At 63.8% G+C, this 11,205-nt stretch carries 10 protein-coding genes and 1 tRNA gene; 4 read left to right on the top strand and 7 right to left on the bottom strand.

The annotated features are described in order from the left end of the window. Nucleotides 1–45 precede the first annotated feature (45 nt). The 7 genes from QF040_RS15145 to QF040_RS15115 all read right to left on the bottom strand — a co-directional run bounded on the left by QF040_RS15145 (nucleotide 46) and on the right by QF040_RS15115 (nucleotide 8,101). A tRNA-Thr gene (locus tag QF040_RS15145) sits at nucleotides 46–121 on the bottom strand. Between the two features lie 25 nt (nucleotides 122–146). Continuing rightward, nucleotides 147–1,163, bottom strand: coding sequence for a class 1 fructose-bisphosphatase (locus QF040_RS15140; protein WP_306882782.1), 1,017 nt, complete (start codon nucleotides 1,161–1,163; stop codon nucleotides 147–149). Between the two features lie 50 nt (nucleotides 1,164–1,213). Further along, nucleotides 1,214–3,919 carry an aminopeptidase N gene (pepN, locus tag QF040_RS15135; protein WP_429611723.1) on the bottom strand — a complete coding sequence of 902 codons (2,706 nt, stop codon included), beginning with the start codon at nucleotides 3,917–3,919 and terminating at the stop codon, nucleotides 1,214–1,216. Next, complete coding sequence (locus QF040_RS15130; RefSeq protein WP_429611722.1) at nucleotides 3,906–4,592, bottom strand: HAD family hydrolase; 687 nt, start codon at nucleotides 4,590–4,592, stop codon at nucleotides 3,906–3,908. Before QF040_RS15130 ends, pepN begins: the two co-directional genes overlap by 14 nt. 5 nt (nucleotides 4,593–4,597) lie before the next feature. Continuing rightward, nucleotides 4,598–5,702, bottom strand: a protein-coding gene (gene prfB, locus QF040_RS15125; RefSeq protein ID WP_429611721.1) for a peptide chain release factor 2 whose coding sequence is annotated in 2 segments (ribosomal slippage) — nucleotides 4,598–5,620 and nucleotides 5,622–5,702 — 1,104 coding nt in all. Because the reading frame shifts where the segments join, the coding sequence is not laid out codon by codon here. 172 nt (nucleotides 5,703–5,874) lie between these two features. After that, nucleotides 5,875–7,083, bottom strand: coding sequence for a Fic family protein (locus QF040_RS15120; RefSeq protein WP_429611720.1), 1,209 nt, complete (start codon nucleotides 7,081–7,083; stop codon nucleotides 5,875–5,877). A gap of 202 nt (nucleotides 7,084–7,285) precedes the next feature. Next, a complete protein-coding gene (locus QF040_RS15115; RefSeq protein ID WP_429611719.1) occupies nucleotides 7,286–8,101 on the bottom strand; it encodes a MetQ/NlpA family ABC transporter substrate-binding protein in 816 nt (271 codons plus the stop codon). 237 nt (nucleotides 8,102–8,338) lie between these two features. On the opposite strand from QF040_RS15115, the gene QF040_RS15110 reads away from it, so the two are divergent. Genes QF040_RS15110 through QF040_RS15095 form a run of 4 tightly spaced genes read left to right on the top strand, consistent with a single transcriptional unit; the run spans nucleotide 8,339 to nucleotide 11,112 of the window. Next, nucleotides 8,339–9,214: a methionine ABC transporter ATP-binding protein gene (locus QF040_RS15110; protein ID WP_429611718.1), complete on the top strand. Its 876-nt coding sequence runs from the start codon at nucleotides 8,339–8,341 to the stop codon at nucleotides 9,212–9,214. Beyond that, nucleotides 9,207–9,869, top strand: a complete 663-nt coding sequence (locus QF040_RS15105) for a methionine ABC transporter permease (protein WP_013542754.1) — start codon at nucleotides 9,207–9,209, stop codon at nucleotides 9,867–9,869. Before QF040_RS15110 ends, QF040_RS15105 begins: the two co-directional genes overlap by 8 nt. A gap of 43 nt (nucleotides 9,870–9,912) precedes the next feature. Continuing rightward, the gene (locus tag QF040_RS15100; protein WP_429611717.1) at nucleotides 9,913–10,734 is read left to right on the top strand and encodes a MetQ/NlpA family ABC transporter substrate-binding protein; all 822 of its coding nucleotides are present in this window, start codon (nucleotides 9,913–9,915) and stop codon (nucleotides 10,732–10,734) included. Between the two features lie 24 nt (nucleotides 10,735–10,758). After that, nucleotides 10,759–11,112: a hypothetical protein gene (locus tag QF040_RS15095; protein WP_429611716.1), complete on the top strand. Its 354-nt coding sequence runs from the start codon at nucleotides 10,759–10,761 to the stop codon at nucleotides 11,110–11,112. Nucleotides 11,113–11,205: the final 93 nt, after the last annotated feature.

The following is an 11,205-nucleotide window of genomic DNA, read 5'->3' as shown; positions in this document are numbered from 1 at the left end:
GAAGAAAAAAAGCCCCTGACTCTTGCGAATCAGGGGCTTTCTATTTGGTGCCGGAGAGATGAATCGAACACCCGACCTTCTCATTACGAATGAGCTGCTCTACCGACTGAGCTACACCGGCGAAGCCTCAGATTATAGCCACCTCATCAGGCCTTTTCGGCGTGGTACTGGGTCAAACGCTCAACTTCGTTACGCGAACCCAACATCACGCTCACGCGCTCGTGCAGCTTGGTGGGCTTCAGGTCCAGGATGCGCTGCTTGCCGTTGGTGGCCGCGCCGCCGGCCTGCTCGACCAGCCAGCTCATCGGGTTGGCCTCGTACATCAGCCGCAGCTTGCCGGCCTTCTCGGGCTCGCGCTTGTCCCACGGGTACATGAACACGCCGCCGCGCATCAGGATGCGGTGCACGTCGGCCACCATGCTGGCAATCCAGCGCATGTTGAAGTCCTTGCCGCGCGGGCCTTCCTTGCCGGCCAGGCACTCGTCGATGTAGCGCTTCATGGGCTCGTCCCAGTGGCGCATGTTGCTCATGTTGATCGCAAACTCTTTGGTGTCCGCCGGAATCTGGATGTCTTGCTGCGTCAGCACGAAGCTGCCTTGCTCGCGGTCGAGCGTGAACATGTCCACGCCGTTGCCCACGGTGAGCACCAGCGTGGTCTGCGGGCCGTAGATGCAGTAGCCCGCGGCCACCTGTTGCGTGCCGGCCTGCAGAAAGTCGGCCTCCTGCACGCCGGGGGTGTCGTCGGGCTTCTTGAGCACGCTGAAGATGGTGCCGATGCTCACGTTCACGTCGATGTTGCTGCTGCCGTCCAGCGGGTCGAACATCAACAGGTATTCGCCCTGCGGGTAGCGGTTGGGCACCACGTAGATGCTGTCCATTTCCTCGCTGGCCATGGCCGCGAGGTGGCCGCCCCATTCGTTGGCCTCGATGAGCACTTCGTTGGCGATGATGTCCAGCTTCTTCTGGATCTCGCCCTGCACGTTCTCGCTCTCGGCTGTGCCGAGCACGCCGCCCAGCGCGCCCTTGTTGACGGCCTGGCTGATGCTCTTGCACGCACGGGCCACCACTTCGAGCAGCAAGCGCAGCTGGCCCGGAATGAGGCCGTCGGCGCGCTGTTGTTCGACGAGGTAGCGGGTGAGGGAGATCTTCTGTTGTTGAGCCATGTGCTTCTGTGTTCCTTGCTTGTCTGCTTGATAGCTAGCTTGGTGCTTGATCAGTTACCGGCGAGCGCGCGGGTAACGACTTCGTGGGTGTCCTTGCTGAGGTCGGGCTTGGCCGCCACGCGCGCAATCGCTTCGCGCGCCGCGCTGCGGTACGGCTCGGCCAGCTTGCTCCAGCGGTCGAGCGAGCGCGCCAGGCGTGCGGCCACCTGCGGGTTGATGGCGTCCAGCTCGATCACGCGGTCGCTCCAGAACACATAGCCGGCCGCGTCGGGGCGGTGGAAGGCGCCGGGGTTCGCGCTGCAGTAGCTGAAGATCACGCTGCGCGCGCGGTTCGGGTTCTTGAGCGAGAAGTCCGGGTGCTTCATCAGCTGCTTGACCAGCGGCAGGATGTCGCCGCCGCGGTCGCTGGCGCCGGCCTGCAGCGAGAACCACTTGTCGATGACCAGCGCCTCGTCCTTGAAGATGGCGTGGAACCGGGCGAGCGCCTGCGCCGCGAGCGTGTGGCCCGACGACACGAGCGCGTTGAGCGCGTTGAAGCGGTCGGTCATGTTGCCCGCGTCCTTGAAGCGCTGCAGCGTCTTGCCGGGCCACACGGTGTCGCCCGAGGTGCGCGCCGCCAAGCACAAAAAGTTGAGCGCCATGCCGGCGAGCGCGCGGCGGCCCGAGGAGGTCGGGTCGGGCGTGTAGGCGCCGGTGTCGTGGTTCTCTTCGTACACCTGTTCCCAGTCGGCAAAGAGGGCGGTGGCCAGCTGGGCGCGCATGGCTTCGCGCACGAGGTGCACGCGCTGCGGATCGACCACGTCGAGCTGTTCGGCGATATACGTTTCCGACGGCAGCGTGAGCACCAGTTCCTTGAAGGCGGCGTCGAGCTGCGGGTTGCGCAGCACGCTGCGCATGGCGTCGATGTAGGCGTCGTTCAGCACCGGGGTGGTGTCGGTCGCCAGGGCCGCAATGCCCTGCAGCGCGGCGCGCAGGCCGAGGCGCTGGCCGGCTTCCCAGCGGTTGAACGGGTCGGGGTCGTTGGCCAGCAGGGTGAGCAGCTGGGCGTCGGTGTAGTCGAAGTCGAGGATCACCGGCGCGCTGAAGCCGCGCAGGATCGACGGCACGGGCTCGGCATCGAGGCCGACGAAGGTGAGCTGCTCGCCGGCACGCGAGAGCACGATGGTGCGGGTGCCGCGGGTCACGTCGCTTTCGCCTTCGAGCTGGATCGGCAGCTCGCGCCCGTTGGCATCGAGCAGGCCGATGTTCAGCGGAATGACGAAGGGCTCCTTGGTCGGCTGGCCCGGCGTGGGAGGGCAGCTTTGCACAACGCTCAGGGTGTAGCTGCGGTTCTGCGCGTCGTAAACGCCATGCGCTGCAAGGCGGGGCGTGCCGGCCTGGCTGTACCAGCGCTTGAACTGGGGCAGGAGGCGGGCCAGTTCCGAATCGGGGTTGGCATCGGCAATGGCCTGCGCGAAGTCGTCGCAGGTCACGGCGTGGCCGTCGTGGCGTTTGAAGTAGAGGGTGATACCCGCCTCGAAGCCCTTGCGGCCGACCAGCGTCTGCATCATGCGAACCACCTCGGCACCCTTTTCATAAATGGTGACGGTGTAGAAGTTGCTGATCTCGATGTAGCTGTCGGGCCGCACCGGGTGGGCCATGGGGCCGGCGTCTTCGGGGAACTGGGCGGTGCGCAGCACGCGGACGTCTTCGATGCGCTTCACGGCGCGAGCCGACGCATCGGCGCACAGGTCCTGGCTGAACTCCTGGTCGCGGAAGACGGTGAGGCCTTCTTTCAGCGAGAGCTGGAACCAGTCGCGGCAGGTCACGCGGTCGCCGCTCCAGTTGTGAAAGTACTCGTGGCCGACGACGCTCTCGATGTTGCTGTAGTCGGCATCGGTGGCGGTGGCCTGGTTGGCCAGAACGTACTTCGTGTTGAAGATGTTCAGGCCCTTGTTCTCCATCGCGCCCATGTTGAAGTCGCTGGTCGCAACAATCATGAAGCGGTCGAGGTCCAGCGGCAGGCCGAAGCGGGCTTCGTCCCACAGCACGGAGTTGATGAGCGAATTCATCGCGTGCTCGGTCTTGTCGAGGTCGCCGGCGCGCACGTACACCTGCAGCAAGTGCTCCTTGCCGTTGCGCGCGGTGATGCGCTGCTCGCGCGCCACCAGCTTGCCGGCCACCAGGGCGAACAAGTAGCTGGGCTTGCGGAACGGGTCGACCCATTTCGCGAAGTGGCGGCCCTCGGGCAGGTCGCCCTGCTCGACGAGGTTGCCGTTCGACAGCAGCACCGGGTACGCGGCCTTGGCGGCGCGCAGCGTGACGGTGTAGGTCGACATCACGTCCGGGCGGTCGAGAAAGTACGTGATGCGGCGAAAGCCCTCGGCCTCGCACTGCGTAAAGAACGTGTCTTCGCTCACGAACAGGCCCATCAGCTTGGTGTTCTTGATGGGGCAGCAGGTGGTGAAGATCTCGAGCTCGAAGTCGCCTTCTTCGGCGTAGGGCAGACCATCGATGACGAGCTGGTCGCCCTCCATGCGGAACGAGGCGCCCTGGCCGTTGACGAGCACGCGCGCCAGGTTCAGCTCGTCGCCATCGAGCCGCAGCGGCTGGATGGGCGCATCGGGGTTGCGGCGAAGGCGCATGCGGTTGAGCACGCGGGTCTTGGCGGGGTCCAGGTCGAAGGTGAGGTCGACGGTGTCGATCCAGTAGCCGGGCGCCGCATAGTCTTCGCGGCGAATGGCAATGGGTTGCCCTTGGGCATCACGCAGCATCATCGAGTGTCTCCAGAAAATTCGAATGGGCGAGTTCGTCGTAGTCGCGAACCGCGGCAATCACATGGGGGCCGGCCAGCTCGGCGGCGGTATGGGTGCTGCACACGGCCACGGCACGCATGCCGCCGCGGCGGGCTGCTTCGATGCCGAAGGGCGCGTCTTCGAACACGATGCAGCGCTCGGGCGCCACGCCGATGCGGCGCGCGGCTTCCAAGAAGATCGCGGGCGTGGGCTTGCCGCTGAAGCCTTCGTCGCCACCGACGATGGCGAGCGGCAGCGGGTCCATCTTCAGGCGCGACATCGCGAACTCGATGTTGTGCTTGTCGCCCGCCGTGCCCACCGCCACCTTCAGGCCGCGCGCAACGGCGGCCTTGGCGAAGGCGGTGAAGCCAGCGACTTCGGTGAAGTTGTCGCTGAACATGGCGCGGTAGATCTCTTCCTTCTCGTGCACCAGCACCTGGGCTTCGTCGTCCGAGAGCTTGCGGTCGAACAGCTCGTGCATGCACTCGACGCCGGTGCGGCCCGTGGTGCGCGCGAGGATGTCGCTCACATCGAGCTTCAGGCCGTGGCGCGCCACGAACTCCACCCACGAGCGCGCATGCCAGGGCATGGAGTCGATCATGGTGCCGTCCATGTCGAAGATGAAGGCTTCGACCTTGCCGTGCGTCAGAGTCATTGGGTTTACACGCCTTGCTTCAAAGAGGCTTCGATGAACACATCCAGGTCCCCATCGAGCACCTTCTGCGTGGCAGAGACTTCGACATTGGTGCGCAGGTCCTTGATGCGGCTGTTGTCCAGCACGTAGCTGCGGATCTGGTGGCCCCAGCCCACGTCGGTCTTGCTGTCTTCCAGCTTCTGCTGCTCTTCCTGGCGCTTGCGCATCTCGTGGTCGTACAGGCGCGAGCGCAGGCGCTTCCACGCCACGTCGCGGTTGCTGTGCTGGCTGCGGCCGTCCTGGCACTGCACGACGATGCCGGTCGGAATGTGCGTCAGGCGCACGGCCGAGTCGGTCTTGTTGATGTGCTGGCCGCCCGCGCCCGAGGCACGGAAGGTGTCGGTGCGCACGTCGGAAGGGTTGATGTCGATTTCGATCGAATCGTCGATTTCCGGGTACACGAAGATCGATGCGAAGCTGGTGTGGCGGCCGCCCGAGGAGTCGAAAGGAGACTTCCGCACCAGGCGGTGCACGCCGGTCTCGGTGCGCAGCAGGCCGAAGGCGTAGTCGCCCTCGACCTTGATGGTCGCGCCCTTGATGCCGGCGGTGTCGCCGGGAGTTTCGTCTTCGATCTGCGTCTTGAAGCCCTTGCGCTCGGCGTACTTGAGGTACTGGCGCAGCAGCATGCTGGCCCAGTCGCAGGCCTCGGTGCCGCCGGCGCCGGCCTGGATGTCGACAAAAGCGTTCAGCGGGTCGGCCGGGTTGTTGAACATCCGGCGGAATTCGAGCTGCTTGATGTCGGCTTCGAGCGTGGCGGCGTCATCCGAGATGGACTGCAAGCCGTCCATGTCGCCTTCTTCCTTCGACATCTCGAAGAGCTCGGAATTGTCCGAAAGGCCGTTGGTGAGCCGGTCGAGCGTGACGACGACGTCATCGAGCGACTTCTTTTCCCGGCCCAGTTCCTGGGCCTTCTTCGGGTCGTTCCAGACGTTCGGGTCTTCGAGCGATGCGTTGACCGTCCTCAGTCGTTCAGCTTTGGCATCGTAGTCAAAGATACCTCCGTAAATCGACCGTGCGGGCGCTCAGGTCCGCGAGCATTGCGCCGATTTGGTTGATCTGTTCTGCGTCCATGGGGTGTCCTGACTGTGTGAGGTTGGTGTTCGGGGGAACCCGGCATTTTCTCACGCTCGGGAAACCGGCTTTGGAGAGGCCCGGTATTGCGCCTTCCCCCTCTGGGGGAAGGTTGGGATGGGGGCCAGCGGCTCAATGCCATCGCGGTGTTCGATCGTCCCGCCCTGATCCTTCACTCCAAGACTACGGTTGCCGCCTCGGGATACAGATTCGGAAAAAGGATGTTCAATGAGGCAAGCGGAAAACCGATGCTCAGTTCCGCACGATGGCCATCGCTTGTCAAAAGTCCATCCTTGATGAATCGCGAAATCACCTTTCGGGCCGTCCGCTCTTCCAGCCCGGTCATGCGTATGAAGTCACCGCGCGATACCGAGCCGATGCCCGCGACGGTATGCAGCGGAAGCAGCGCCTCTTCGCGATATTCGGTAATGCCATCGGTGGCCCCTCGCACCAACAAATAAGCACGAATGCGGTCCTTCAGCTTGGGAAGGTCGAGCATCGATGTCATGAAATCGACCTGGTCCTCGCACAGCGCCAGGAAGTAGCGGCACCAGGCCCAGAGCATCTTTTCGCTGAGGTTTCCTCGCCCATCGAGATCTCCGTGCCTTGCGCTGTCCGCGTTGTCTAGCATCTCGTAATAGCGGTCGCGATGGCGCGCCAATCCGCGATTGGCAGACCACAGTCCGCCGCTGATCAGGTGCAAGGCGCAATGCGTCTGGAGCCGGACGGCACGTCCGTTTCCATCTTCGAAAGGATGTGTCCAGGCCATCCTGTGGTGCGCTGCGGCGATCGTGTAGATCACCGCATCGACACCCTGGAGGCGGCCGTAGACCTCATCCATCCTTTTCAGGAACCGCGGAATCGACGTCCATGTCGGCGGCTGATGCCGTCCCACCGCAACGTCGTGCGTGCGCAAGGCCCCCGGAGCGATGAGCCGACCATCGTCCGTGAGGCGATCCGATTCGGGGAGTCGGCGATACAGGCTTTCGTGGGCCTGGATCAGGAAGCTGCTGCTCAACGCGCCTGCCTCGGTGACGACGATCGCTTCCAGTTCCCGTTCGGCTTCGATGTGCGCCAGTGCGACGCGCTGGCGCTTGGCCACGTCCGGCTTGTCCGAGAAGTCCGCTTTCAGCGCCCGTTCGATATTCACAGGGTGGGTGCCTTGCCCCTCGATGCGATTCGAGTAATACGAGTTCATCGAGCGCACGATCTCGCGCAACGCGGCCCGTGCTTGCGGGCTCGCGGAGCTTTTCAACGCGGATGATTTTTCGAATATCCGGCGCGTGATCTCGCTCAGCTCGCCGAGCTTTTGCGTTGGCAGCAGTGGCTCGATCTGATGAGGCTGGTCATAGACCAGCAAAGACTTGGGTTTGACGGACATGGATTCCGGTTGAAATTCCGTCCAGTCTATTAGAAAAGTTGTTATTAATCAAAGGGTTATAGCCGACTGAGAAATCGCAATTTTCTGGTTTCGATTCCGGTTTCTTTGCCCGTTGAAACGCATGCTCAACCAAAAAGGAAGAAGCCTCCCGGGCACGCGGCGCGCACCCAGGGGGCAAGGGGGAAGACTGTGTCCGTGCGGATCAGAACGCCGGTACCAGCGACCCCTTGAACTGCGTCTCGATGAAGCTCTTCACCTCCGGCGATTGGTACGCCGCCACCAGGCGCTTGGCCCACGGCTTGTCCTTGTCCGCGCGGCGCACGGCGATCAGGTTGGCGTAGGGGCTCTTCGCGGCTTCCTTGATCACAGCGTCCTTGTTCAGCGACAGGCCCGCCTTCTCGGCGTAGTCGTTGTTGATCGAGGCGATGGTCAGGTCATCGAGCGAGCGCGGGAGCTGGGCCGCGTCGAGCGCCACGAGCTTCAGTTTCTTGGGGTTCGTCACCACGTCCAGCGGCGTGGCGTTGTTGTTTTTCACCGCTTCGGGCTTCAGCGTGATGAGGCCGGCCTGTTGCAGCAGCAGCAACGCGCGGTTGCCGTTCGACGGATCGTTCTGGATGCCGACCGAAGCGCCGTCCGGCAACTGGTCGATGGACTTGATCTTGCGCGAGTAGAAGCCCAGCGGCGCGGTGATGGTCAGGCCCACGGGCACGATGTCGAAGCCGCGCGCCTTGTTCTGGTTGTCGAGGAAGGGCTGATGCTGGAAGGCGTTGGCGTCCAGGTCGCCCGAGGCCAGCGCCGCGTTGGGCAACTGGTAGTCGTTGAACACGACCACCTGGATGTTCAGGCCATCCTTGGCGGCGACCTTCTTGACCACTTCGAAGATCTGCTCGCCGTTGCCGACGGAGACGCCGACCTTGAGCGTGTTCTTGTTGTCCTGCGCGAAGGCGGTGCTGCCGGCGAAAAGAGCGGTGGCCAGTGCGGCGAGGGCCAGGGTGCGGCGGCGGAAAGTGCTGTGCATGTTGTTGTGCGCGAATCAAAAAATGAAGGCGCGAATGTGGCACCGCCGCACGGATTTAGGAACGAACCAATCCGCATATCGTTATGGCGCTCGCAGCACGCACATTGGAATGCTTATGCGATTTCATGCATAAGCAAGCGCCGATTTGTTCGTTCCCTTTTGGGGCCGTTCTTTTCATACTCGGCACCTTTTTGCGAACTCCGCGACCGGCTTTCACGCTGGCTGCGCCTCCTCTCCATGACCAACCATTCGCCTGATACGGCCCGCGGCGACGCGGAGCAGCCGGTCATCCGTCTTCAATCGGTGCAGAAATCCTTCGCCCTGCCCAGCGGCGAGGTGTTCGACGCCGTGCAGTCGCTCTCGCTCGACATCCACCAGGGCGACGTGTTCGGCCTGATCGGCAAGAGCGGCGCCGGCAAGTCGACGCTCCTGCGCCTCATCAACCTGCTGGAGCGGCCCGATGCGGGCCGTGTGCTCGTCGGCGGGCGCGACCTCACCACGCTCTCGCGCCGCGAACTGCGCGACACGCGCCAGAACATCGGCATGATCTTTCAGCAGTTCAACCTGCTGCAGAACGCCACGGTGTTCGACAACGTGGCCTTCCCGCTGAAGATCCACGGCCGCCACTCCAAGGCCGAGATCAACACGCGGGTGCGCGAATGCCTCGACCTCGTGGGCCTCGCCGAAAAGATCGACACCTACCCGGCCCAGCTTTCCGGCGGCCAGAAGCAGCGCGTGGCCATCGCCCGCGCGCTGGCGCCGCGCCCGCAGGTGTTGCTGTGCGACGAGCCCACTTCGGCGCTCGACACCGAAACCACCCGCTCGCTGCTCGAAACGCTGCGCGACATCAACCAGAAGATCGGCGTGACCATCGTGATCGTCACGCACGAGCTCTCGGTGGTCGAGGTGCTGTGCCGCAACGTGGCCATTCTTGAAAAGGGCCGGCTGGTCGAGCAGTTCGCTGTTGTCGATGCGCCGAGTGAAGAGCGCAAGACCGCGCTGGGCCGCGAGATCGACGAACTGGTGCGCCGCCGCGAGCGCGAGGCGCGCCTGCCGGTCGAGCCGCGATCCTCATCCGCCGCGCGCAATGCACAGGAGGTGGCCTATGTTTGAAAACATCACCCCCATCCTTCCCGAGCTCTGGACCGCCACGGGCCAGACTTTCATGATGCTGGCCATCGGCCTTTCGGCCGCGGTGCTGATCGGCGGGCCGCTGGGCATCCTGCTGTTCCTGCTGGGGCCGGGGCAGTCGCTGGAGAACAAGCCGGCGTTCCTCATCCTCAACTGGATCGTGAACACGGTCCGCTCCTTCCCTTTCATCATCCTGCTGGTGGCGCTGGTGCCGTTCACGCGAATCATCGCGGGCACCTCCATCGGGCCGCTGGCGGCCGCGGTGCCGCTGTCGTTCGCAGCCATTCCGTACTTCGCGCGCCTGGTGGACCAGTGCCTGCGCGAAGTGCCGCGCGGCGTGATCGAGGCTGCGCATGCCATGGGCGCCTCGGAGCTGCAGATCGTCTGGCGCGTGCTGGTGGTCGAGGCGCGCTCGGGCCTGGTGCTCGCGCTCACGGTGCTGGCGGTGAGCTTTCTCTCGTACTCGGCGATTGCCGGCGTGGTGGGCGGCGGCGGCATCGGCGACCTGGCGATCCGCTACGGCTACTACCGCTTCCAGACCGACGTGATGGTGCTCACCGTGGCGCTGCTCGTGGTGCTGGTACAGATCCTGCAGTTCGTGGGGAACACCACGGCGCGCAGGCTGGACAAGCGTTGATTTCCTTCGTTCTCCCTTTCTCTTTTCTCCTGTTGCTCACTCCATGAAAACCGCATTGCTGCGCCGCTCCGTCCTCGCCGTTTCCCTCGTCGCGCTGTCGTTCGGCGGCCTCTCGCTCGCGCAGGCGCAAGACGCCAAGAAGAACCTCGTGATCGGCGGCACCGCCGGCTCGAACATCGACCAGCTCAAGGTCGGCATCGTCCCCATCCTCGAGAAGAAGGGCTACAAGGTGAAGCTGGTCGAGTTCAACGACTATGTGCAGCCCAACCTGGCGCTCGCCCAGGGCTCGCTCGACGCCAATTTCTTCCAGCATCAGGTCTACCTGAAGAAGTTCTCTGCCGACCAGAAGCTGGACCTCGCCGAACTGGTGCAGGGCCCGATCGCGCCGCTGGGTGTGTACTCGACCAAGCGCAAGACGCTGGCCGATGTGAAAGAGGGCGACCGCGTCACGCTCCCGAACGACCCGAGCAACCTGGCGCGCGCGCTGGTGCTGCTGGAGCAGAACAAGCTCATCACCATCAAGGCCGGCGTGGACCCGATCCGCGCGTCTGAAAAAGACGTGGCCGAGAACCCGAAGAAGCTCAAGTTCATTCCGCTCGAAGCCGCGCAACTGCCGCGCTCGCTGGGCGACACCGAGTACGCCATCGTCAACGGCAACTTCGCGATCTCGTCGGGCCTGAAGCTCAACGAAGCCGTGGTGCTGGAGAAAACGCCCGACTACTACCTCAATGTGGTCGCGGTGAAGACCGGCGACAAGAATTCGGCCTGGGCCAAGGACATCGTCGAGGCCTACCACTCGAAGGAATTCAAGACGGTGGTCGATACCAAGTTCCAGGGCTACGCCAAGCCCAGCTTCCTGCAGTAATCCAACCTCGACAAAGGACGCCCCATGCCCGTGCTCGCCGTATTCGATGCCCAAGCCAACTGGCGCGACACGCATGTGTGCGACGGATGGATCACCGAGCATCTGGCCAAGCAGGGCGTGAGTTGGGGACGGGGCAAGGCGAGGAAGGGGCAGCGCGCGCTCGATGGGGCGGGGCTGTTCTACCTGCCGACTGCGGACGGATATCTGGGGCTGCTTTTCGAAGGGGGCGAGTGGGTTTCCATTCCCTCTGAGAAGCTGCATTTCTTCGATGCTGGGGAGGCGGAAACCCTTGAGGGACTGCCTGCTGAGCTGCCGCTGTTCGAGGCCTTTGTCGAAGAAGTGCTGTCGCTGACGGGAAACGACGCCGACGACGAGTAAAGACGGGATCGGGGGGCCGGTATTGCTCCTTCCCCTCCGGGGGAAGGCTGGGATGGGGGCAAGCGGCGCTTGCAAAAGCCGTGCATGCGCGAA

This window comes from Variovorax sp. W2I14 (assembly GCF_050435205.1).
GTDB classification, from domain to species: Bacteria; Pseudomonadota; Gammaproteobacteria; order Burkholderiales; family Burkholderiaceae_C; genus Variovorax; species Variovorax paradoxus_C.
Note: the sequence above shows the minus strand (reverse complement) of the source record. Positions and strands in the feature narration are given on the sequence as shown.